22 protein-coding genes and 1 tRNA gene are annotated in these 22240 nt (G+C 73.5%); 9 read left to right on the forward strand and 14 right to left on the reverse strand.

Annotation, left to right across the window (positions count from 1 at the left end; translation table 11 throughout):
- Nucleotides 1-4 precede the first annotated feature (4 nt).
- A complete protein-coding gene (locus LH044_RS12755) occupies nt 5-841 on the forward strand; it encodes a sugar phosphate isomerase/epimerase family protein (RefSeq protein ID WP_227755965.1) in 837 nt (278 codons plus the stop codon).
- 12 nt (nt 842-853) lie between these two features.
- Here LH044_RS12755 and LH044_RS12760 read toward each other — a convergent pair whose 3' ends face one another.
- Nucleotides 854-1465, reverse strand: a complete 612-nt coding sequence (locus LH044_RS12760; RefSeq protein WP_227755966.1) for a TMEM175 family protein — start codon at nt 1463-1465, stop codon at nt 854-856.
- A gap of 82 nt (nt 1466-1547) precedes the next feature.
- Nucleotides 1548-2093, reverse strand: a complete 546-nt coding sequence (locus LH044_RS12765; RefSeq protein WP_227755967.1) for a glutathione peroxidase — start codon at nt 2091-2093, stop codon at nt 1548-1550.
- Between the two features lie 88 nt (nt 2094-2181).
- Between LH044_RS12765 and LH044_RS12770 the strand changes: the two genes are divergently transcribed.
- A tRNA-Ala gene (locus tag LH044_RS12770) sits at nt 2182-2255 on the forward strand.
- A gap of 119 nt (nt 2256-2374) precedes the next feature.
- The gene (locus LH044_RS12775) at nt 2375-2818 is read left to right on the forward strand and encodes a DUF1801 domain-containing protein (RefSeq protein WP_227755968.1); all 444 of its coding nucleotides are present in this window, start codon (nt 2375-2377) and stop codon (nt 2816-2818) included.
- 27 nt (nt 2819-2845) lie between these two features.
- Here LH044_RS12775 and LH044_RS12780 read toward each other — a convergent pair whose 3' ends face one another.
- Both LH044_RS12780 and LH044_RS12785 read right to left on the reverse strand, forming a co-directional pair.
- Nucleotides 2846-5176: an MMPL family transporter gene (locus tag LH044_RS12780; protein WP_227755969.1), complete on the reverse strand. Its 2331-nt coding sequence runs from the start codon at nt 5174-5176 to the stop codon at nt 2846-2848.
- 198 nt (nt 5177-5374) lie between these two features.
- Entirely contained in the window at nt 5375-5779 is a 405-nt protein-coding gene (locus tag LH044_RS12785; RefSeq protein WP_227755970.1) for a winged helix-turn-helix transcriptional regulator, read from the reverse strand.
- A gap of 72 nt (nt 5780-5851) precedes the next feature.
- Here LH044_RS12785 and LH044_RS12790 point away from each other — a divergent pair, with 72 nt between their 5' ends.
- On the forward strand, nt 5852-6817 hold the full coding sequence (locus LH044_RS12790) for an LLM class flavin-dependent oxidoreductase (RefSeq protein WP_227755971.1): 966 nt from the start codon (nt 5852-5854) through the stop codon (nt 6815-6817).
- Between the two features lie 46 nt (nt 6818-6863).
- On the opposite strand, the gene LH044_RS12795 is transcribed toward LH044_RS12790, so the two are convergent.
- Nucleotides 6864-7505 carry a DedA family protein gene (locus LH044_RS12795; protein ID WP_227755972.1) on the reverse strand — a complete coding sequence of 214 codons (642 nt, stop codon included), beginning with the start codon at nt 7503-7505 and terminating at the stop codon, nt 6864-6866.
- A 232-nt stretch (nt 7506-7737) separates the two neighbouring features.
- Nucleotides 7738-8877 carry an acyl-CoA dehydrogenase family protein gene (locus LH044_RS12800; RefSeq protein ID WP_227755973.1) on the reverse strand — a complete coding sequence of 380 codons (1140 nt, stop codon included), beginning with the start codon at nt 8875-8877 and terminating at the stop codon, nt 7738-7740.
- 102 nt (nt 8878-8979) lie between these two features.
- On the opposite strand from LH044_RS12800, the gene LH044_RS12805 reads away from it, so the two are divergent.
- Complete coding sequence (locus tag LH044_RS12805) at nt 8980-9678, forward strand: winged helix-turn-helix transcriptional regulator (RefSeq protein WP_227755974.1); 699 nt, start codon at nt 8980-8982, stop codon at nt 9676-9678.
- A gap of 79 nt (nt 9679-9757) precedes the next feature.
- The gene (locus LH044_RS12810) at nt 9758-11734 is read left to right on the forward strand and encodes an ABC1 kinase family protein (protein WP_227755975.1); all 1977 of its coding nucleotides are present in this window, start codon (nt 9758-9760) and stop codon (nt 11732-11734) included.
- Here LH044_RS12810 and LH044_RS12815 read toward each other — a convergent pair.
- Complete coding sequence (locus tag LH044_RS12815) at nt 11731-12864, reverse strand: adenylate/guanylate cyclase domain-containing protein (RefSeq protein ID WP_227755976.1); 1134 nt, start codon at nt 12862-12864, stop codon at nt 11731-11733. The genes LH044_RS12810 and LH044_RS12815 overlap by 4 nt on opposite strands.
- A gap of 122 nt (nt 12865-12986) precedes the next feature.
- Between LH044_RS12815 and LH044_RS12820 the strand changes: the two genes are divergently transcribed.
- The gene (locus LH044_RS12820) at nt 12987-14216 is read left to right on the forward strand and encodes an alpha/beta hydrolase family protein (protein ID WP_227755977.1); all 1230 of its coding nucleotides are present in this window, start codon (nt 12987-12989) and stop codon (nt 14214-14216) included.
- A gap of 127 nt (nt 14217-14343) precedes the next feature.
- Here the strand turns inward: LH044_RS12820 and LH044_RS12825 are convergent, their stop codons facing one another.
- From LH044_RS12825 to LH044_RS12840, 4 genes are all read right to left on the reverse strand, one after another.
- Nucleotides 14344-15864 carry a DNA-methyltransferase gene (locus LH044_RS12825; RefSeq protein WP_227755978.1) on the reverse strand — a complete coding sequence of 507 codons (1521 nt, stop codon included), beginning with the start codon at nt 15862-15864 and terminating at the stop codon, nt 14344-14346.
- Nucleotides 15861-16046 carry a toxin-antitoxin system HicB family antitoxin gene (locus LH044_RS12830; RefSeq protein ID WP_227755979.1) on the reverse strand — a complete coding sequence of 62 codons (186 nt, stop codon included), beginning with the start codon at nt 16044-16046 and terminating at the stop codon, nt 15861-15863. The genes LH044_RS12825 and LH044_RS12830 overlap by 4 nt, the downstream gene beginning before the upstream one ends.
- A 173-nt stretch (nt 16047-16219) precedes the next feature.
- Complete coding sequence (locus LH044_RS12835) at nt 16220-16813, reverse strand: AAA family ATPase (RefSeq protein WP_227755980.1); 594 nt, start codon at nt 16811-16813, stop codon at nt 16220-16222.
- The gene (locus LH044_RS12840) at nt 16810-18003 is read right to left on the reverse strand and encodes a cytochrome P450 (RefSeq protein ID WP_227755981.1); all 1194 of its coding nucleotides are present in this window, start codon (nt 18001-18003) and stop codon (nt 16810-16812) included. The genes LH044_RS12835 and LH044_RS12840 overlap by 4 nt, the downstream gene beginning before the upstream one ends.
- 108 nt (nt 18004-18111) lie before the next feature.
- Between LH044_RS12840 and LH044_RS12845 the strand changes: the two genes are divergently transcribed.
- On the forward strand, nt 18112-18645 hold the full coding sequence (locus tag LH044_RS12845; RefSeq protein WP_227755982.1) for a YbjQ family protein: 534 nt from the start codon (nt 18112-18114) through the stop codon (nt 18643-18645).
- 28 nt (nt 18646-18673) lie between these two features.
- Here the strand turns inward: LH044_RS12845 and LH044_RS12850 are convergent, their stop codons facing one another.
- Nucleotides 18674-19573, reverse strand: a complete 900-nt coding sequence (locus tag LH044_RS12850) for a dioxygenase family protein (protein WP_227755983.1) — start codon at nt 19571-19573, stop codon at nt 18674-18676.
- 242 nt (nt 19574-19815) lie between these two features.
- On the opposite strand from LH044_RS12850, the gene LH044_RS12855 reads away from it, so the two are divergent.
- A complete protein-coding gene (locus LH044_RS12855; protein WP_227755984.1) occupies nt 19816-20457 on the forward strand; it encodes a DNA-3-methyladenine glycosylase I in 642 nt (213 codons plus the stop codon).
- On the opposite strand, the gene LH044_RS12860 is transcribed toward LH044_RS12855, so the two are convergent.
- Both LH044_RS12860 and LH044_RS12865 read right to left on the reverse strand, forming a co-directional pair.
- Complete coding sequence (locus LH044_RS12860; protein WP_227755985.1) at nt 20441-21706, reverse strand: MFS transporter; 1266 nt, start codon at nt 21704-21706, stop codon at nt 20441-20443. The genes LH044_RS12855 and LH044_RS12860 overlap by 17 nt on opposite strands.
- On the reverse strand, nt 21703-22158 hold the full coding sequence (locus LH044_RS12865; protein ID WP_227755986.1) for a MarR family winged helix-turn-helix transcriptional regulator: 456 nt from the start codon (nt 22156-22158) through the stop codon (nt 21703-21705). The genes LH044_RS12860 and LH044_RS12865 overlap by 4 nt, the downstream gene beginning before the upstream one ends.
- Between the last annotated feature and the right edge of the window lie 82 nt (nt 22159-22240).

Consider the following 22240-nt stretch of genomic DNA (forward strand, 5'->3'; position numbering starts at 1 on the left):
CAGGGTGGCGGAGCACGCCGGGGACACGAGCACCGCGGGGACGACGGGCGTCCCGGCCGGGGCGGTGCTGCTCGGCACCGTCGCGCTCGAACCGAACCGCTGGTCGACGGTCGACCCGTCCGGCGCCCCCTCGGCCGACCTGGTCGCCATCGCGCCGCAGATCGCCGCCACCGGCTGCGACGGCCTCGAGCTCTGGGAGCGCCACCTGCCCCCGGAGCCGGAGGCGGCGGCGACGCTGCTGGGGGCGCTCCCCCCGGTGCTCGTCCTCAACTCGTACGTGGCCTTCGACCGCGACGATCCGGCGGCGCGCGACGCCGTGGCCGCCCGAGTCCGGACCTCGGGCGCCCGGGGGGTGAAGTTCAACGTCGGTGCCGACCCCGCGCTCGAGGAGGTCTACGCCGAGCGCGTCGCCGACCTGCTCGACCGGCTGCCCGACGACGTCGTGCTGCTCTGCGAGTGCCACGAGCACATCTCGATCGCCGAGGATCCGACCGTGGCGGCGCGGATCCTGGCGGCGGCCGGTCCGGCAGAGCGGGTGGGGGCGATCGTCCACACGCACGAGTCCGAGGCGCACCTGCGCGCCCGCTTCGACGCGTACGGCGACCGCATCCGCCACGTGCACCTCAACCTCCTCGACCCGGCGACGATGCAGGCGCCGGCGCTGGCCGACCGGGCCGACGACCTCGGCCGCACCGTCGCGCTGCTGCGCCAGCTCGGCTTCGACGGCTCGTGGACGCTCGAGTTCGTCGAAGGGGTGCTCACCGACCACGACGAGCCGGGCGCGCTGGTGGCGCAGGCGGCCGCCGACCTGTCGGTGCTGCGCGAGGTGCTGGCCGGCTGAGCGTCGGCCGGCTCAGGTCGTGGCGCCCGTGCGGCGGTCCAACCAGCCCGAGATCGGGCGCAGGAGGAACAGGCCGAACAGGGCCCAGAGCCCGATCGCCGGCACGAACGTCGCCACCACGAAGATCGCCGCGAAGAGCCCTGCGCTCACGATGCTGCCGTTCAGGCTGAACTCAGGCCGCTTCCCGTCGCGCCACACCCGCGGCGTGCGCATGATCGTCAGGCTCAGCAGGAGCTGGGCGACGCTGCACGCCAGCAGGGAGCCGATGTAGAAGGCGCGGACACCCGCCCCGTCGGGTCCGTGGACGCCCAGCACCTCGGTCGGGAACGGCAGGAACGCGATGGTCATGAGCCAGAGGACGTCCATCCAGGTGAGTGCGGCGGTCGACCGGTCGATGCCCTCGAACAGCTCGCGGTGGTTGACCCAGAAGCTGGCGACCACCAGGAAGCTGATGAAGAACACCATGATCTGGGACCCGCCGTCGGAGAACATGTCCGCGAGGGACCCCCGGTGATCCGCCAGGTCGAGCAGCGGCAGGACCAGCAGCGTGATGGCGATCGCCACGACTGCGTCGCTGAAGAGGATCAGCCGCTCGAGGCCGCGCTCCTGGTCGGCGTCCGACATGGCCCGACGGACTACCACACCGTCGGGCCGGGACCGGGCACACCGTCGGGCCGGGACCGGGCACACCGCGCCCGGCGCGGGCTCAGCTGCCGAGCTGCTCCTCGATCGCCGCGACCAGCTCCGGGTCCTCGGGGACCATGTTCGGGGCGAAGCGGCCGACGACCTCGCCGTCGCGCGACACCAGGAACTTCTCGAAGTTCCAGAGGATCTCGGGATCGTCGTTGGCGGCGATGTCGAAGCTCTTCAGGCGGTCGCGGTGCGCCTCGGGGTCGCCGCTCGCGTGGCCGATCGACGAGGTCAGCTCGGCGTACAGCGGGTGCTGGTCCGCGCCGGTCACGGCGATCTTCGAGAAGACGGGGAACTGCACCGAGTAGGTGGTGGTGCAGAACTCCAGGATCTCCTCGTCGGTGCCCGGCTCCTGCTGCATGAAGTCGTTGGCAGGGAAGCCGAGGACCTCGAAGCCCTGGTCCCGGTACTGCTCGTAGAGCGCCTCGAGCCCCTCGTACTGCGGCGTGAGGCCGCACTTCGAGGCCACGTTGACCAGGAGGAGCACCTTGCCCTCGTAGTCGCCAAGGGTCGTCGTCTCCCCGGACATGGTCGCGATCGGGATGCTCTGGATGTCGCTCATGGTGCTCCTCGCTGTCTGGCGTCGGGGCACAGTGTGCTGCAACCGATCAGGGCGTGCCCGGCCGGGCGGGCTAGCCTCGACGACCTCCGGGGCTGTAGCTCAGCTGGCTAGAGCACCTGCTTTGCAAGCAGGGGGTCGTGGGTTCGAGTCCCATCAGCTCCACGACGGTCGCCCGCCGCGCACGGCAGCGATCGGCGACAGCGATCGGCGGATCCGTCCGGTCCCACGTCTCGGATCGGTGTGCGGCCGACGGTCGGGCACCCAGAGCGATCGGAGCATCGATGCCGGCCAGGAAGCAGCGCTCGACCGAGTCGACGGGCGACCAGCCCAGGCTCCTCTCGGGCGGCAACCCCCAGATCCCGAAGGGCGAGGGTGACGGGCCCGTGCAGGCCTACATCGCAGCGATGCCCGAGTGGAAGCGCCCGCTCGGCGAGCGGATCGACGAGCTGGTCGGGGCGACCGTGCCCGACGTCCACAAGGCCGTGAAGTGGAACCAGCCGTTCTACGGGAACGAGGGCGATGGCTGGTTCATGGCGTTCCGCTGCTACACGAAGTACGTCCAGCTCCAGTTCTTCCGCGGGACGTCGCTCGATCCCGAGCCACCCAAGGCGTCGAAGCACCCCGAGGTGCGGTACCTCGACGTCCACGAGGACGACGAGCTCGACGAGGCCCTGCTCGTCAGCTGGATCGAGCAGGCTGCGGCGCTCCCGGGCGAGCCCCTCTAGCCACCCGCGGGCCGGGCCGGCCGGCGATCAGTCGCCGACCGGGACCGCCTGCTGCTCGGGGCCGGTGCCGCGCTGGCCGCCGGTGGGACCGGCGTCGTCCTCGTCGTCGTAGTGCCCCTCGACGTCGATGTTCGGCAGGATGCGGTCGAGCCACCTCGGCAGCCACCAGTTCTTGTCACCCAGCAGCTCCATGGTCGCCGGGACGAGCAGGAGCCGGACGATCGTGGCGTCGAGCAGGATCGCCGTCGCCAGGCCGGTGCCCATCAGCTTGAAGGTCCGGTCGTTCTCGAGGATGAAGCTGCCGAAGACGACGACCATGATCGCCGCCGCCGCGGTGATCACCTTGGCCGTGGCGGCCAGCCCGTTGGCGACCGACGTCCGGCTGTCGCCGGTGCGCAGCCACTCCTCCCGGATCCGCGAGAGCAGGAAGACCTCGTAGTCCATGGACAGGCCGAAGACGATGGCGAACAGCATCATCGGCATCCACGGCTCGATCGGGGCCGGCGCCACCCCGGTGACGCTGCCGAACCAGCCCCACTGGTAGAGGGCGACCATGATCCCGTACGCCGCGCCGATCGACAGGAGGTTCATGATCACGGCCTTGAGCGGCACCAGCAGCGACCGGAACACGACCATGAGGAGCAGGAACGACAGGATGAGCACGGCGCCGAAGAAGATCGGCAGCCGCTCCGACATCAGTGACGAGGCGTCGATGTTCGCGGCCACGATCCCGGTCACCTTCAGGTCGACGCCGGTCGACTCCTCGACCGGCGGCAGCACGTCGTCGCGCAGCCGCTGGACGAGCTCCTCGGTCACCTCGGTCTGGGGCCCGTGGGCCGGCGCCACGAACCACCGCACGGCGCTGCCGTCCTCGCTCGGCTGCGGGCCCAGCACCGCGACGACCTCGGGGTCGGCCTCGAGCGCCTGGTTCACCGCGGCGAGCGACGCGACGTCGGTGCCCTCGGGGACCTCGGCCGCCAGGAACAGCGGACCGTTGAAGCCCTCGCCGAACCCGTCGACCAACAGGTCGTAGGCCTGCCGCGTGGTGGTGTCCTCGGGGTAGTTGCTCTCGTCGGAGAACGCGAGGCGCAGGCTGATCACCGGCGCGGCCAGGAGCAGCAGCACCAGCGTGCCGGCGATGGCGAAGGGCCAGGGCCGGTGCTGGATGACCCGGCTCCAGCGCCAGGCCAGCGTGTCCTCCTTCGGCTTCGGAGGCCGGTGCTGCACCTCCCGCTTCAGCGGCGGGACGAAGAACCCCAGCACGAAGACGACGAGCGCCAACGGGAACGCGACCATCAGCGGCGCCAGGTCGAGCCCGACGCCGACCAGTCCCACGGCCACGAGCGCGGCGGCGATCAGGCCGCGCCACCGGGTGCGCTCGACGTTCATGCCGGCGAAGCCGAGCAGGGCCGGGAGCAGCGTGAGGGACGCGGCCACGACGAGGGCGACGGTGATCGCGGCGGTCACGGCGAGGCCCTGGATGAAGCCGATGCCCATGAAGAGCATCCCGAGCAGCGAGATGACCACCGTGGCACCGGCGAACAGGACGGATCTGCCCGCCGTGTCCATCGAGATCATCACCGATCTGCGCACGTCGTTGCCCATGTGCAGCTGCTCGCGGTGCCGCGTGACGACGAGGAGCGCGTAGTCGATGCCCACCCCGAGCCCGATCATCACGCCGATGAACGGCGCGAACTCGGGGACCTCGATGACGTTGCTGAACAGGATGACGCCGGCGCCACCGATGCCGATCCCGACGAGGGCGACGGCGACCGGCAGGCCCATGGCGAGCACCGAGCCGAACGCCACGATCAGGATCACGATGGCGAAGGCGAGGCCGAGCGCCTCGGACGTCGGCTCCTCGAACTCGGCGAAGACGAACCCGCCGAGCTCCACCCGCAGGCCGTCGATCTCCGGGACGTCCTTCAGGATCTCGTCGCGGACGTCGCTCATGACCTCGAAGTCGGTGTCCTGGGGGAACTCGACGTTGGCGTACGCGGTCGTCCCGTCCTGCGAGATCAGGTCGGGCGAGTCGTAGGGCGACTGGACCTGCTGCACGCCCTCCATGCCGGCGACGTCGTCGAAGATCGCCGACATCGCCGCCTCGACCTCGGGGTCGTCGACGCCCTGGTCGGCCGTGAAGACGATGGTGCCGGTCTGGCCGGCGCCCTGGCCCTGGAAGCCGGACTCGAGGATGTCGAAGCCGGCGGTCGACTCGCTGCCCTTGAGCGTGAAGTCCTGCCGGTAGTCGTCGCCGACCGACGACGCGATCACGTTCGCGCCGATCAGCACGACGATCCACACGATGACCACGAGCCAGCGACGGTCATGGCACCACGGACCGAGTTTGGCGAACATCTGTCAGCTCCCTTCCGGTCTCACCGAGACCGCCGACCGCCCGCCGCGTGGTGGCCTTGCTAGCACTTCTCCCGGCGGACCGGTCCGGATTTCGACGGCGGGCACCATCGCCGTGTTCGACGGGACGGGCGGCGCAGAGTCATCGCTCGTGGGGCGATCTCCGTCGCGGCCCGGGCCGGGCCGGGCCGGGCGCGCCCATCAGCCCGCAGCGGCGTCGTAGCCGGCCCGGGCCGACGCGATCTGGTCGCGGTGCGCCCGGGTCCAGGCCACCAGGGGATCGACCGCCGCGAGCAGCGAGCGTCCGAGCGCCGTGAGCTCGTAGTCGACGCGCGGCGGGACCACCGGGTGCACCGTCCTCGTCACGAGGCCGTCGCGCTCGAGGTTGCGGAGCGTCAGCGTGAGCATGCGCTGGCTGACGCCGTCGATCTCGCGGCGCAGCTCGCTGAAGCGCCGGGTGCCGCGACCGAGGAGCTCGACGACGAGCAGCGACCACTTGTCGCCCAGGCGGTCGAGCAGGTCCCGGATCTCGCACGTCTGGGTGCGCTCGACCAGGCGCCCGGTTCCCTCGGTGTGCCCCCGTGACCTCGATGTGCCGTCTTCCATGCCGCTCCATGGTTCCCCATGATGGGGTCGGTCACAAGAAGTAACCATCCCCCGGACCGATCGGAGCACCCCGTGGACACCGACACCTCCTCCCCCCGCCCCATCCGCACCGGTGCGTTCCTGCCCTCGATGACCGCACCGGGCCACCCGCTCGGCGATGTCGTCGGCGCCGCCCGCCACGCCGAGGACGCCGGGCTCGAGTCGGTGTGGGTCGTCGACCAGCTCGTCGCCGGCACCGGCGCACCGGTGCTCGACAGCACCTCCGTGCTCGCCGCCGCCGCAGCGGCCACAAGCCGGATCCGCCTCGGGTTCGGCGTGATGATCGTCCCGCTCCGCCGCCCGGCGTGGGTGGCCAAGCAGGTCGCCACGCTCCAGCACCTGTCCAGCGACCGGGTGCTGCTCGGCGTCGGCGCGGGCGGCGACCGCCACGACCGGTCGTGGGCTGCGGCCGGCGCGGATCGGCGGCGGCGCGGCCGCTCGACCGACGACCTTCTCGACGCGCTGCCGCCGCTCCTGGACGGCGAGCCGACGCCAATCGCCGGCGACGACGGCACGACGTCGACCGTGCGGCTCTCGCCGCCCGCCACCGTCCCGCCGCTCCTGGTCGGCGGCATGTCCGACGCCGCGCTGCGCCGGGCCGTTCGGGTGGGCGCCGACCTCTTCCTGCTCCCCGTGCCGCCCGACGGCGTGCGCGCCGCCGTCGGGCGGGCGGCCGAGCTCGCGGCCGAGCTCGATCGCCCGATGCCCGGCGTCACCACCGGGCTGCTCGCCGCCGTCGCCGACGACCCCGCGCTCCCCGACGTCGCGGGCCTGCGCCACCTGCTGACCGACCCCGACGGCCAGTTCGGCATGCCCGACGAAGCCGTCGACGAGATGCTCGTCCTCGGCGACGTCGACGCCGTCGCGACGCGGATCGCCGCGCTCGGAGCGGCGGGGGCCGACCGGGTCGTGCTCAGCGTCCCGGCCGGCGACTGGCGCGTCCAGGTCGAGCGCTTCGCCGAGGCGGCGGCCCGCGCCGCGGCCGCGGTGCCCGGCTGAGGTCCCTCGCTCTGCGCCGGCCCGCCGAGCGGACGGATGGCGCCGGTCAGTCCGGCAGGTCGCCGGCGGCGCTCAGGCGCGGCTTCACGAACCGGCGCCACACGAACACCGCGAGGGCAGCCACCACCGCCACGATCAGCACGCCCTGGAGCAGGCCGACGTAGTCACCGACCTTCTCCCACCGGTCGCCGAGGACCGCCCCGCCGCCGATCAGCGCCACGTTCCAGACCGCGCTGCCGATCGCCGTGAAGAGCGTGAAGCGCAGGAACGGCATCCGACGGAAGCCGGCCGGCACCGACACGAGCGATCGGACCAGCGGGACGCACCGGCCGATGAGCACCGCGGCGCCGGAGCGCTTGTCGAACCACGCCTCGGCCCGGTCGAGGTCCGCCTCCTTCACGCCGAACCAGCGGCCGCGACGCACCACGAACGCACGGAGGCGCTCGGGGCCGATCGCGGCGGAGATGCCGTAGAGCACCCAGGCGCCGGCGACCGAGCCGAGGGTGGCGGCGCCGACCATGCCGAGGAAGGAGGCGTCGCCGCGACCGGTGACGAACCCGGCGAGCGGGAGCACGACCTCCGAAGGGATGGGAGGGAACACGCTCTCGAGCGCTACGAGGACGGCGACGCCGACGTAGCCCAGCGTCTCGACGACGTCGGTCACCCAGTCGGTCAGGTCATCGAGCACGAGCGCTCCCTCGTTCCGGCACGGCGCTCGTGCGCCCGTGCGCCGCCAACGGACACGGAGCCGTCGAGGGTAGGAGGGCCCGCCGGCGGGCCCGAAGCCCGGCTCGCGAGCGATTGAGCGGCCGCTCAGGATCTGCGGGAAGGGACGGGCGAGGCCCCGATCGCACGAGCGGCGGCTCGTGCGATCGGAGCCCTCGACCCCACGGGCGGGCCAGTGCGCGAGACCTCGGCGCTCAGAGGCCGAGCGCCGGGTCGAGGCCCATGGCGGCCGCGCCGCCGATGCGCAGCGTCTGCTCCCCGGTCAGCGGGTGGAACGGCGCGCCCCACAGGTCCCGCAGCGCCCGCTCGAGCGGCAGGCGCCGCGAGTAGGCCGCACCCCCGACGGCCTCCATCATCCGGTCGGCGGCGGCGCGCACGCTGCCGGTGATCGACCGCTTGGCCAGCATCACCCGCGTGAACTGCGCCGGGGTGGGCGCGACGTCGTCGCCGAGCTCGTCCACCAACCCGCGCAGCACCCAGTCGGCCGTCGCCAGCTGCTGGTCGACCTCGCCGACGAGCCGCTGGGTCCCGGGGTCGTCCGAGGCGCCCGGGCGCTCGGCCAGCAGGGCGACGGCCTCGGCGCGGGCCCGATCGGCGATGCCGAGGTAGACGGCCATGATGACCGGGAAGGCGTGGGCTGCGACCGCCTGGATCGACGGGTGGATCTCGCCGAGCGGCCGCCGGGCCGCGACCGCCGCATCGGGCACGAAGACGTCGGTCAGGACGACGTCGTGGCTCCCGGTGCCGCGGAGGCCCATCGAGTCCCAGGTCTCCTCGACGTGCACGCCCTCGGCCGACATCGGGATGGCCGCCGCGATCGCCTCGGCGCCGCCCGTGCTGCCGTCGAGGACCCACGTGTTCATGGCGCCCGCGCTGAGCGCGCCGCTCACGAACCGCTTCCGACCCGAGACCTGCCACCCGCCCTCGACCGGGAACGCGGTGCCCTGCGGCGCGGTGAAGTCGCCACCGCCGGTCGAGGCGACGAAGAGTCCCTCCTCGGCCACCCGGCGCAGCATCGTGGCGGCCGCGTCGGCGCCGTGGCGCCAGCGCCACGCCGTGGCGAGCACGACGTGGTGGTGCATCGAGGTGACCAGGGCGACGTTCGGGGCGGCGGCGGCGAGCACGCGCTGGCGCTCGACCACGTCGCGGATCGCGAGCCCGGCGCCGCCGAGCTCGGCCGGGACCGGCAGGGCGAGCCAGCCGCGCGAGCGGAGCAGGTCGACCTCGTCGGCCACGTAGGTGCCGTCGCGGTCGTGGGCCGCGTCGAGGGTGGAGAGCTCGGCCAGGAGCTCGGTGTCCAGGCCGGTCGTGTCGGGTGCGGTGATGGTGTCCATGCAGCGATCGTCGGGGCCGCGGGCCTGCGCGACCAGTAGCGATCCCGTACCGGTCCAGGATCAGTACTGGTCCAGGACCTGGACCGGCGCGACGATCGGGAGATGAACGGCTTCGTCGAGTACTGCCCGATCGCCGAGGCGACCGAGATCCTCGGGGACCGCTGGACGCCGCTCGTGCTGCGCGAGCTGATGGACCGCGGCCGGGGGTTCAACGAGATCCACCGCGGCGTCCCGCGGATCAGCCGCACGCTGCTGTCCCAGCGGCTCCGCCAGCTCGAGGCGAACGGCGTGGTCGCGCGCGCCGACGCCGGACCGGGCCGCGCCGGCGAGTACCGGCTGACGGCAGCCGGCGAGGACCTCGTCCCGGTGCTCCTGGCGCTCGGGCAGTGGGCGGCCCGCTGGAGCTTCAAGGACCCCGACGACGACCAGCTCGACGCGCGTTGGCTCGTGTGGCACATCCACAAGAGCGTCGACGTGGCGGCGTGCCCGCCCGACCGGGTGTGCGTGGAGTGGGACCTCCGGGGTCCGGGCGGGGGCCGCCTCTGGCTCGTGATCGAGGACGGCACCGCGACGCCGTGCAACATCGACCCCGGCTACGACGTCGACGTGCTGGTCCGGGGCGAGAACCGGGCAGCCCACCGCTGGTTCCTCGGCCGCATCACGCTCGACGAGGCCCGCAGCGACGGGGTGCTGGAGCTGTCCGGGGCGCCGACGATGGTCGCGGGCTTCCCGTCCTGGATCGCGCCCAACCCGTTCGCCGCCGACGTCTTCGCGGCGCGGGGCCGCGTGCCGGTGGCCTGACCCGGCCCCGCCACGACCGGACCGTCGTCGACGCGGCGTCGCCTAGCGTTCCGCCGACGCCGACACGAGGAGCCCCTCCATGCCCGGTCCGGGATCGACCACGCCGCTGCTCGCCACCGTCGACTGGCCCGCGGCCGCTGCGTGGGTCGTGCTGGTCCCGCCGGCCGGCGTGGCGATCACCTGGTTCGCCGGTCGGCTGCTCGGCTCGCGGCGCGGCTGGGTCAAGCTGGCGACGTCGGGGCTGATCGGCTTCGTCGGCGGCATCATCGCCGCCGGCGTGGTCACCGGCTGGGAGTGGAGCTCCTGGCGGATGGTCGGCCTGACGCTGGTCTTCGGCACGATCCTCACGATGGTCGTCGCGGTCGGCCTCGACCTGGTCGCGCCCGTCGGCTCGCTCAGCCAGGGCGACGCCGCCGGACTCATCGGAGTCGGCGGACGGGGACCGTCGACGCTGTCGTCGTTGCGGCGCTACCGCGAGCTCGTGTCGATCTCCCGGCGCAACGGCCTGCTGACCCGGCGCATCGACCTCCAGGACCCGGAGTCCGTGGCGGCGATGGGCCCGGCGTTGCGCTCGACGCTCGAGGAGGCGGGCGGCGTCTTCGTGAAGCTCGGCCAGGTCGCCTCGACCCGTTCGGACCTCCTGCCGCCGGCGCTGTGCGACCAGCTCGCGCAGCTGCGCTCCCAGGCCGCGCCGGCGTCCGAGTCCGAGGTGCGACCGCTCCTCGAGCGCGAGCTCGGCACGGACGTGGAGTCGATGTTCCGCACGTTCGACTGGACGCCCATCGCGAGCGCCTCGATCGCCCAGGTCTACGGGGCGACCACCCCCGACGGCACCGACGTCGTCGTGAAGGTGCGACGGCCGGGACTGGACGAGCTGATGGCGCGCGACTCGGCTGCGCTGCTCCAGCTCGCCGGCGTCGTCGAGCGCCGCACGACGATCGGGCTCACCCTCCGCCCCGCCGAGCTCGCCGACGAGTTCCTCGCCGGGGTCCGGGAGGAGCTCGACCTCACCGTCGAGCTGACGAACGCGGCGGCGCTCACCGCCGCCACGCCGGTCGGGAGCGGCGTGCGCATCCCCGAGATGTTCCCCGACCACTCGACGCGCATGGTGCTCACCGAGGAGAGGGTCCACGGCGTCGACCTGGGCGACGTACGAGGCCTGCGCGACGCCGGCCACGACCCGGCGACGATCGCGCGCACCGTGCTGCACACGATGATCCAGCACATCTTCGTGGCCGGCGTGTACCACGCCGACCCGCACCCGGGGAACATCATCGTCGAGCCCGACGGCACGGTCGTGCTGATCGACCTCGGTGCGGTCGGGCGGGTCGGCCGCCAGCAGCGGGCGGTGCTCGTGCAGCTGATGGTCGGCGTCGCGTCCGCCGACGCCGAGGCGCTCCGCCAGGCGCTCGAGCAGGCCGGCGTCGTCGGCGACGGCGTCGTCGCCACCGACCTCGACCGCTCGATCGACGAGTTCCTCGCCCGCCACGTCCGGGAGGGCGCCGGCATCGACGCCGGCGTGTTCGAGGACATGCTGGTGATGCTCGGGCAGTTCGGCCTGCGGACGCCGAGGTGGATGACCACGCTCGGGCGGACGTTCGTCACGCTGGAGGGCACGCTGCGGTCCGTCGACCCCAGCTTCTCGCTGGTCGACGCGGCGATGGCCGAGGCCGGCGGCGTGCTGCGCCCCGACCTCTCCCCCACCACCCTGCGCCAGACCGTCGAGGCCGAGGCGATGAAGCAGCTCCCGCGGCTCCAGCGCCTCCCGCAGCGCGTCGACGACCTGCTCGGCCAGGCCGTGCAGGGCCGGCTGTCGGTCCGCCTGTCGGCGTTCAGCGACGCCCGTGACGTCGACCTCGTCACGACCCTGGTCAACCGGGCCGTGCTCGCCCTGCTGACGACCGCGCTCGGCCTCGGCTCGGTCCTGCTGCTGCGCATCGACGGGGCGGGCACCGAGGTCACCGTCAACGAGGTGCTGGGCTACACCGGCCTCGCCGTCGCGGCGGTGCTCACGCTGCGCATCGTGGCCGGCATCGTGAGGGACGGGCGCAGCTAGGCGGAGCGCTCCACCGAGACGACGGCGACGGCCTCCTCGAACCCCTTGAGCTGCCGCCGACCGGCCGCCACGAACTCGATGTCGGGAGCACCGCCGCCGGCGGCGAGCGCTCCGGCCGCGTCGGCCGGCGCGAGCACCTCGCCGGGGACCGCGGTGTCGGCCAGCCGCGAGGCGAGGTTCACCACCGAGCCGTACAGGTCGCCGTGGCGGGCCACCACGCGGCCCGCCGCCAACCCGCCCCGAGGCGCCGCGCCCTCGGTGTCGAAGGCCTCGACGAGCGACAGGGCGATGCGGCAGGCGGCGCCGAGGTCGGCGCAGCTGAACATGATCTCGTCACCGATGTGCTTCACGACCTGACCGCCGCCGGCCTCGACCAGCTCGTGGGTCCGCTCGCGGAACTCCCCGATGAAGTGGATGAGCGCCTCGATGTCGAGCTCGGCGGTTCGGGCGGTGAAGCCGACGAGGTCGACGAAGCCCACGGCGGTCACGATCGTCAGGCGGTCCCCGCTCTGCCGGGTGCCCCGCCGCTGGCGCTGCACGCCCTGGCGCAGGTGGTGGCGCAGCAACGGCTTCAGGCCGGCGGCCAGCTCGAGGCCCATCTGGCCCGCGGCCCGCGTGACCGTCGCCTGCCCGAGCGGATCGCCCGCGCCGGCGAGGCCGACCTCGACGCTCCCGACGAAGGCCGAGATCGCCGCGGCGCTGAGGCTGGCGAGGGACAGGGAGATGGCGCGGAGGATCTCGCGGGTCGCATCCTCGGGGAACGTGTCGACCGTCGCGGTGAGCAACGAGACGAAGGCGAGCTCGGACTCCTCGAAGACGGGCGCGCTGCGGTCGGCGATCTCGACGCCGACCAGCCGGTACGCCTCGACCACGTCCTCGACGGCCACGTCCATCCGCGAGGCCAGCTCGTCGACCGTGAGCCCGCCCTCCTCGAGCAGCAGGTCGAGGCCGACGGCGACGAGCTCCTCCTCGGCATCGGCCTGCCGGAGCCGCTCGATGCCGGCGCCCAGGCCGCTGAGGTAGCACAGGAGCGCCAGCCGGCCCTCGGCGTCGGGGGCGGCGGGGTCGTACAGGCCGGCCGCCTCGAAGGCCGGTTCGTCCGCGGCGCGCCCGTCCTCCACGAGGTCCACGCTACGGCAGCGTCGCGGCGCCGGGCCGTGTGGGTTCGGGGCCGGGCTCGTCGGTCGACCGAGGGGCCATCCCGTCCGAACGGTCCGGTGTCGTTCGGCGACCGCGACCGTAGGGTTCGAGCATGCGACGACGCTTCGACGACGACGGGTTCGAGTTCGACCGGCTGATCCTCCTCGGCGGCGCCTACCGAGCCCTCACCGACGCCGGCGAGCTGCTGGTGGCCTTCGACGAGGTCACCGACGGCGACGAGGACTCGTGGGTGCGCGTGTTCAGCGGCCTGGCCGAGCGGCTCGAGGCCCAGGCGCAGGCCAGCGCGTCGAGGGGCCGGTCGCAGAGCGCTCGCTCCGCCGACCTGCGCGCCAGCAGCTACTTCGCGACCGCGGCGGCCCACGCCGTCGGTTCGCAGGGCCACGACGCGGCCACGGCGCTGTGGGAGCGGCACCGCGCGGCGTGGGACCGCGCCGTCGCCGCCTTCGACCCGCCGGTCGAGCCGCTCTCCGTCCCCTACACCGACGAGGCCGGCGGCGGATCGGTCCCCCTCGAGGGCTACTTCTTCTCGCCGACCGCTTCCGCGTCGGTCGGCGAGCGCCGACCGACGATCATCCTCACGAACGGCAGCGACGGCCCGGTGTGCGACATGTGGTCGGCGGGCGCGGCCGCTGCGGTCGAGCGGGGCTGGAACGCCATGACGTACGACGGTCCCGGTCAGGGCGCGTCGCTGTACCGCCACGGCCTCCACTTCCGAGGTGACTGGGAGGCGGTCCTCACGCCGGTGGTCGACCACCTGCTGACCCGGCCCGACGTCGACCCCGACCGCCTGGCCGTCATCGGCGTCAGCCAGGCCGGGTACTGGGTGCCGCGGGCGCTCGCGTTCGAGCACCGGCTCGCCGCCGGCGTGGCGGACCCGGGCGTGACCCGGGTCGGCGACTCCTGGCTGTCGCACCTGCCGGAGTCGATGGTCGGCATCCTCGACGAGGGCGATCGCGCCGACTTCGACGCGTTCATGGAGGTCGGCCTCGAGGACTCGCCGCAGGCACTGGCGCAGCTGCGGTGGCGGATGGACCCGTACGGGACCGACTCGTTCTTCGACGCCTACCAGGCGGCCCGCGCCATGCGCCTCGACGCCGCCACCGCGTCGCAGATCAGCACACCGCTGCTCATCACGTCGCCCGACCACGAGCAGTTCTGGCCGGGCCAGTCCGAGGAGCTCCACCAGCTCGTCAGCGGCTCGACGCTCGCCCGGTTCACCGAGTCCGAGGGGGCGTCGTGGCACTGCGAGCCCGCGGCCCGCGGCCTGCGCGACGAGCGGGTGATGGACTGGCTCGCCGACGTGTTCGACGGCGTGGCCTGACCACCGTCCGTCCTCCCACCGGGTGCCCGCTCGGTGTGCGCGATCGTCGTCGGGACCGGCGGCGGCGATGCCATCCGCACGCTCGGGTGCCCGCCGGTGAAGTGACGGCGCCCGGCCGCGGGGGCGGTCAGCCGAGCGCGGCGGTGCCCTCGGCCGCGTAGCGCGCCAGGCGGGCCCGACCGTCGGCGTCGAGCAGCTCGATCACGTCGGCGACCGGGAGGCCCGGCCCGGTCATGCTCCGGAGGGCCTGGCGGCCGGCGGTGCTGCGGGGCGGCAGGTCGGTGCTGAGCAGCACGGTCGGCATCGCGTGCGCGCTCTGGTGCAGCACCGACGCGGTGCCGAGCGAGCGCCAGAGCGTGTCCGCCCGGCGCAGACCGGTGCGGGCCACCGTGAACCCGCCGGAGACGTCGAAGGCCCAGTCCTGGCCCGTGGCGTCGGTGGCGACGAGGCCGAGCACGATGCCCAGGCCGCGCGGCTTCACCTCGGAACGCACCTCGGTGAACCCGCACTCGACGAGCAGCAGCTCGGCCACCTCCCGCGCCTGGCGACCCGCCGTCGCCGCGGCGGCCACCGGGTCGGCGGTACCGGCGGGTGCAGGGCGGGCCGGGACCTGCACGCGGGCGACGAGCTCGGCGCCGACCCCGTCGGTCCGGGCGAGCCGCTCGACCTCGTCGGCGACGCGCTGATCGGCGATGCTGACGTAGTCCGGGTCCGTGTCGAAGCCGACGTAGCGGCGATCGCTGCGCACCGCCGCCACCGCGGTCGACCCCGAGCCCATGAACGGGTCGAGCACGACGTCGCCCTCGTACGTGTAGAGGTCGATCAGCCGCAGCGGCAGCTCGACCGGGAAGGGAGCGGGGTGGCCGACCCGGGTGGCGCTCTCGGGCGCGATCTCCCAGAGGTCGGTCGTGGCCTCCATGAACTCGTCGCGGGAGATCGTCGTCGTGGAGGGGAGGCCGCGCTCGGCCCGATCCGCGGGGCTGAGCGCCCGGTCGAAGCGGCCCTTGCTCGCGATGACGATCCGCTCGGTGACGTCGCGGAGCACCGGGTTCGACGGGCGCTGGAAGGTGCCCCACGCGCAGGACCCGCCGGCGGCCCGGCCCTTCCACCAGATGACCTCGCCCCGCAGCAGCAGGCCCAGGTCCTGGAGGATCGTCGTGACGTCGGCCGACAGCGAGCGGTACGGCCGGCGGCCGAGGTTGGCCACGTTGACCGCGATGCGACCGCCCGGCTCGAGGACGCGCTTGCACTCGGCGAAGACGGCGCGCAGCAGGTCGAGGTACTCGAAGTAGTCGGCCGGCACGCCCCCGACGCCGAGCTCCTCCTCGTAGGCCTTGCCGGCGAAGTACGGGGGCGACGTGACGACGAGGGCGACCGAGTCGGACGGGACGTCGACCATGTCGCGCGCGTCGTGGCAGTGGACGACGTCGACGGCGCCGGGCTCGGCGACCGTGGCGTCGGTGGACACCTCGGGGGCGACGAAGCGGTCGTAGAACGCCGTGGCGTCGTGCGCCTCCCTCCGGCCGGAGCCGAAGTTGGCGGTGGCGGTGGCGCGCCGCGGCCGGCGGGGACGGGCGGCGATCACCGGCGCGTCGGCCGGAGCGGCCGGGTCCGCCGCGGCTGCGGCGGCGGTGCGACGGGCGCTCACGAGCCGAGCACCTCGTCCGCGCTGGGCAGGCGGTCCAGGTACTCGGTGACCGCCCTGGTCACGAGCAGGTTGGCGGACACGTCGCGCTCGGTCGCGGCGTCGTGCAGCCGACGGTGGACGGACTCGGGGAGGCGGACGGCGGTGGCGATGCGCGGCTCGTCGCTCAGGCGGGGTCGACCCATGGCCGCCAACCTAACCGTGGGGTCGGACAGTTCCGCGGATTTGCGCGCGCACCAACGCGCGCTCGCGCCCACCATCGCGCGCTACACCCGTCGTTTCGGCGTCGATTTCCGTCGCAGAGCGACGGAAATCGACGCCAGAACGGGAGGCGGACGGCGGGGCCGGACGGCGGAGGTCAGCCGTCGCTGGGGTCGAGGTCGTGGTAGAGGTCGCGGAGGCGGTCCTGGTGCGAGCGGTCGCGGTCGGCGACCTCGGGCTCGAGCACGTTGGCGTCGACGAACCAGTCCTCCATCGTCCGCCCCGCCTCCTGGCCGGCACGGGTGTGGACGTCGATCGCCTCCGGCGGGATCTCGGGCGCCCGGTCGGTGTGGAGCAGCACCTGCATGAGCTCCCCGAGCGTGGGGTCCTTCGGCGCGCCGGCGAGGTGGCCGGCCGCGTGGGCCGCGAACACCATCCGGTCGTAGGACCCCGGCTCGGTGTCGTCGGCCGCCTCGTGGCAGGCCCGCACGACCGCGATCGCCGTCGGGTCGCCCAGGCCGACGTCCTCGGCCGCGAGCACCTGCAGCCGTCGCCACATCTCGGCCTCGTGCTCGGCGTCGGTGCGGCACAGCTCGATCGCCGCCGCCACCGCCTCGTCGACGCGACCGCGCCGCACGTGCTTGTGCAGCGCCGAGCGCACCTGGTCCGACGGCAGCCCGTGGACCGTGGTGCGCGCGGCGAACGGGTCGCCGCTCCAGTGCGGGACCGGGCGGTCCCACCCCTCGGTCACGACACCGGTCCGAGCGGCAGCGAGCGGACGATGCCCGACACGTTCAGGTCCATGTCGACGCCGTCGCGCACCTCGGCCGCCGGCCAGCGCGCCACCAGCGCCCCGACCATCTCGGTCACCTCCATGCGCCCGAGGGCGGCGCCCAGGCAGTAGTGGCGCCCGGCTCCGAACGCGAGCTGCGATGCCGGCGAGGCCCGGTGGAGGTCGAAGGTGTGCGGGTCGTCGTAGACCGCGGGGTCCCGGTGCGCGGCGGCGATGCGGATCGTGACGAACTCCCCCGGCTCGACCGCCACGTCGCCCACGGTCGTCGGCGCGACCGCGGCCTTGATCGTGTGGCGGATCGCCGGCTGGTACCGGCCGCACTCCTCGACCGCGGCGCCGAGCAGCGCCGGGTCGTCGTGCACGGCGGCCCACGCGTCGGGGTGCTCGGCGAGCGTGAGCAGCGCGAGCGCCGTGGTGTTGGCCGTGTTGTCGACCGAGGCGCTGAGCAGCTCCTCGAGCAGGTGGGCGGCGTCACCGCGCTCGATGCCGCCGGACCGCTCCGCCTCGAGCAGCGCGGTGGCCAGGTCGTCGGCCGGCCGCGCCCGGCGCACGGCGAGCAGCTCGTCGGCGAAGGCCGCCACCTCCTCCTTCACCACCCGGACCGGCTCGACCATCTCGTCGGTGGCGGTGAACACCGACAGCAGCACCTTGGACATGCGGATCAGCTCGTCGGCGTCCTCGTCCGACGCGCCGACCATCCAGCAGAACAACCGCGCCGGCACCACGTCGGCGAGCCCCGCCATCACGTCGAGCTCGCCGGGATCGGCCGCGTCGGGCGCGCCCGCCAGCAGGTCGTCGACGAGGTCGCGGGTCCGGTCGCGGAGCATGCCGATGCGCCGGACGCTGAACCACGGGCTGACGGCCCGGCGCAGCCGCCGGTGGGCCTCGCCCTCGGCGTCGGTCAGCGAGTGGTCGGGGGCCGCCCACAGGGGCTCGATGCCGCGGTCGACCAGCAGGTGGTCGATGCCCGGCACCAGCGCCACGTCGTGGAACGCGGCCTCGCTCGTCGCGTAGTCGATCGTCGACCAGCCGATCCGGTCCCGGACGACCGGGCCGGTCGCCCGCAGCGCGTCGAAGAGGGGGTGCGGGTCGCGGACGAACTCCGGCGCGAGCGGGTCGAGGACGTCGGTCGACGAGGCGGGTGGCATCGCCGACGATCATCGCCACCGCGCCCGGTTCGGCGGAAGGGCTCCACCGTTACGATCCCGTGAACCCGGCGGCCGTCCCGGCACCGGGGCGGGCCTAGCGTCGGCGCCATGTTGATCACCACAGGCTTCGACCTCCCCGGCTACGAGATCACCAGCGTCCAGGGCGAGATCTTCGGCCTCACCGTCCGGGCCAGGAACATCGGCGCCGGCTGCATCGCCGGGCTGCGGTCGATCGGCGGCGGCGAGATCCCCGAGTTCACCAAGCTCCTCGCCCAGAGCCGCAGCGAGGCGATGGCCCGCATGGTCGAGGAGGCCCGCCAGCTCGGCAGCACCGCGATCATCGGCATGCGGTTCGACTCCGGCGCGATCGGCCAGTGGAGCGAGATCTGCGCCTACGGCACGGGCGTCACCGTCGAGCCGGTCACCGACTACGCCCGCCGGCAGTTCGAGTTCGTGATGACGACCGGATCCCTGCCCCAGCAGAGCGGCTACTCGACCCGCGTCAGCGAGTGGAACTCGGGCGGCGCGCCCGGCGCCGTGCCAGGGCCCGGCGCCGTGCCGGGGGCCGGTGGCGGGTCGGAGCCGATCCAGGGACCGCCGACCGGGCCGCCCACGAGCCCGCCGACCGGGCCGCCGGCCTGATCCGATCGATCGCGGCGACCCGCCCGACTCACACCGGGACGGCCAGCGTGGCGGTGTAGCCCGACGTCGGGTCGCCCGTCATCGTCGCGACCTGGTGCACGCCGTCGTCGTCGCCGAAGACGTTGTCGTCCTCGAGCGAGACCCGCGAGAGGTTCGACGTGCTGGTCGGGTACAGCGACGACGCGGCGTAGGCCGTGCTCAGCATCGCCGTGGGGAACGCCAGCTGCGTCGTCTTCATCGCGTTGCGGGCGCTCGTGATCGATCCGACGTCCGGGTACACCTCGAAGTGGATGTGGGGCCACCGGCCGTCGTAGCAGCCCGGCACGACGGTCGTGAACGTGACCCGTCCGTCGGCGTCGGTCACCTGGACGCCACGGAGGGAGTTCTCGTCCCTCACGCCGTTCGAGTACATCGAGTAGCGACCCTGCGGGTCGGCGTGCCACAGGTAGACGGCAGCGCCCTGCAGCGGGTCGCAGCCGTTCGAGGTGTCGGACACGTCGAGGTGGACGGTCAGCGGGATGCCGTCGACGGTCGTCGTCGAGCTGCCGAAGCTGGAGCGGATGTCGGAGCGCACCACGCCATCCTGGGTGAGCACCTGCGCGCCGTTGGAGCCGTCGCCCGGGTACGGCCCCGCCGTCTCGTCGGGGATCTCGGAGCAGCTGGCGCCGTCCGCGGTGGTCGAGGTGCCGCCGGAGCCGCCCGAACCGACGGCCGCGGTCGTCGAGGTCGCGCCCGAACCGCCCGAACCTCCCGAGGCCGGCGCACCGGTGCCCGGCGAGCAGGCGGCGGCGACGGCCGCGAGGCCGGCCAGACCGGCGCCCCCGATCACGGCGAGGGCGCGACGGCGACCGGCGATGGCGCCCGTCTCGTCGTGGCCACCGCGCGGGCGGCGGTCGTCGGTGTGCGAGGTAAGGTCGTCCTGTTCCATGCGCCCATCGTCGGGGGCGGGCCTGGGCGGGCCCTGGGGCGCACCGCAGAGCTCCCTGGGCGTCGCGCCGATCGGGCCCGCGCCCCGGTGGTCCTGGATCACCGGGTCGCCGGTCGGTCCGGTGTCGCACCGCCTCGCTACGGTGCCCGCACGTCGCCACCGCGACGCCGCTTCCCCCTCCACCCCGGCCGGCCCACGCCGCCGGGGCCACGAGCAGGGAGCGCACCGTGTTGGGAGCACCGATGGAGATGGGACTGGTCAAGGGCGACGACGGACGTCGCCGCTGCGGGTGGGGGGCGAGCACACCCGACTACGCGGCCTACCACGACGACGAGTGGGGGCGGCCGGTCACCGACGACGTCCGGCTGTACGAGAAGCTCTGCCTCGAGGGCTTCCAGTCCGGGCTCTCGTGGCTGACGATCCTGCGCAAGCGAGAGAACTTCCGCGCCGCCTTCGACGGCTTCGACCCGGCGGTCGTCGCCGGCTACACCGAGGCCGACGTCGAGCGGCTGCTGGCCGACGCCGGCATCGTGCGGCACCGGGGCAAGATCACCGCGGCGATCGACAACGCGTCGGCGGTGCTCGCCACCCAGGAGCGGTACGGCTCGCTCGCCGCGCTCGTGTGGTCCTTCGAGCCCCGCCGGCGCGGGCGGCCCGTGCCCGCCGACCTCCGGGAGCTGCCGGCGCGGACCGACGAGTCGGTCGCGCTCTCCAAGGAGCTCAAGCGCATGGGCTTCCGCTTCGTCGGCCCGACGACCGCCTACGCGGCCATGCAGTCGGTGGGGCTGGTCAACGACCACCTCAAGGGCTGCCACGTCCGCACTGCGTGCGAGGCCGACCGCAAGGCCGCCGCCGTGCCCGAGCTGGTCAGCTCGTCGGGCTGAGCGAGTCGTCGATCGCGGCGTCCAGGGACCGGCCCCGATCGTCGCGGCCGACGACGGCCATGCCCCAGGCGCCGGCGGCGAGGCAGGCGACCGCGCCCAGCACCAGCGACCATCGGGCCCCGAACTCCTGCGCGACCCAGCCGACGATCGGACCGCCGATCGGCGTGCTGCCGAGGAAGAGCATCGCCTGCAGGGCGAGCACCCGGCCGCGCATCTCGGGCGCCGAGCGGAGCTGCACGATCGCGGTCGACATCGTGAGGAACGTGATCGAGCACACTCCGAGCAGGAGGCCGACCGGCAGCGCCACGCCCAGGTTGGGCACGATCGCGAGCAGGGCGAGCGAGACGCCGAACCCGAGCGACGCCGTGCCCACGTTCCACACGCTGACCTCGGTGCGGCGGGCGGCGACGAGCGCGCCCACCAAGGAGCCCACGCTCACGACCGAGAACAGGATCGTGAAGATGGCGTCGGTGCCGTCGAGGTCGCGGGTGACGAACAGCGGCATCACGGTGTTGAAGTTGAACGCCAGCGTGCCGACCACGCCCATCATCACCAGCGGGACGAACAGCTCGGGCATGCGCCGCACGTAGCGGAAGCTCTCGCGGATCTGACCCTTCGTCCGGGCCGCGACCGGGCTGGGTCGGAGCTCGCGGGTCCGCATCATCCAGAACGACACGATCACGGCGATGTAGGAGATGCCGTCGAGGAGGAAGGCCCAGCCGTAGCCCGCCGTGGTGATCAGCAGACCGGCCAGCGCCGGACCGATCACGCGGGACGACGTCATCAGCGCGCTGTTGAGGCTCACGGCGTTGGGCACCAGGTCCTCGGGGACCATCTCGACCACGAAGGCGCGGCGCGCCGGGTTGTCGAACGCCACCGTCAGGCCGCCGAAGAACGCGACCGCGTAGATCGTCCAGACCGGGCCGCCGGTGAAGGCGACGATCGCCAGCAGGAACGACTGCAGCATGGCCAGCGACTGCACGACGATCAGCAGCCGCCGCTTGTCGGACCGGTCCGCCACCAGGCCGGCCCACGGGCCCAGCACCAGGATCGGACCGAACTGCGCGACGGCCAGCAGGCCGAGCGCCACGCCGGAGTCGGTCAGCGAGAGCACCAGGAGGGACTGGGCGACCATCGTCATCCAGTTGCCGACCTGCGAGATGCCCTGGCCGACGAAGAACAGGCGGAAGTTCCGGACGCGGAGCGACGCGAACGTCTCCTGGCCGAAGTGGCGCAGGTGCTCGGTCACGGCAGCTCCACCAGTCGTTCCAGGGCGCCGATCGCGGCGGCGACGGCGTCGCGGTCCTCGGGCGACAGCTGCGACAGGTGCTCGCCCAGCCAGGCCACCTTCCGTGACCGGGCGGCGGCGAGCATGTCGGCGCCGCTGTCGGTGACGACGACGCGGACGATCCGGCCGTCGGTGGGATCGGTGCGGCGCTCGACGAGGCCGTCGGACTCGAGCTTGGCCACCACGCGGCTGATCGTCGGCGGGGCGACGCGCTCGACCTCGGCCAGCGCGCCCAGCGTCAGGGGGCCGTGGCGGTTGATCGAGGTCATGACCGAGTGCTGGCTGGGGGTGAGCCGTGCGTCGGAGAGCTGCCGGAGCCGTCGGGCCAGCCGCACGGTGGACACCAGCAGGCCCTCGGCGACCAGCTCGGCCGGGGCCGCCGGGGTGACGGAGGTGGTGCGGGACGGGGACATGGGCACAGTCTATAGCGTTGCTAATTAGCGTTGCGAAGGATTTGTGGGACCGTCTCAGCATCGATGCCGTCGGCCTCCCTGT

Source organism: Dermatobacter hominis (genome assembly GCF_020715685.1).
Taxonomy (GTDB): domain Bacteria; phylum Actinomycetota; class Acidimicrobiia; order Acidimicrobiales; family Microtrichaceae; genus Dermatobacter; species Dermatobacter hominis.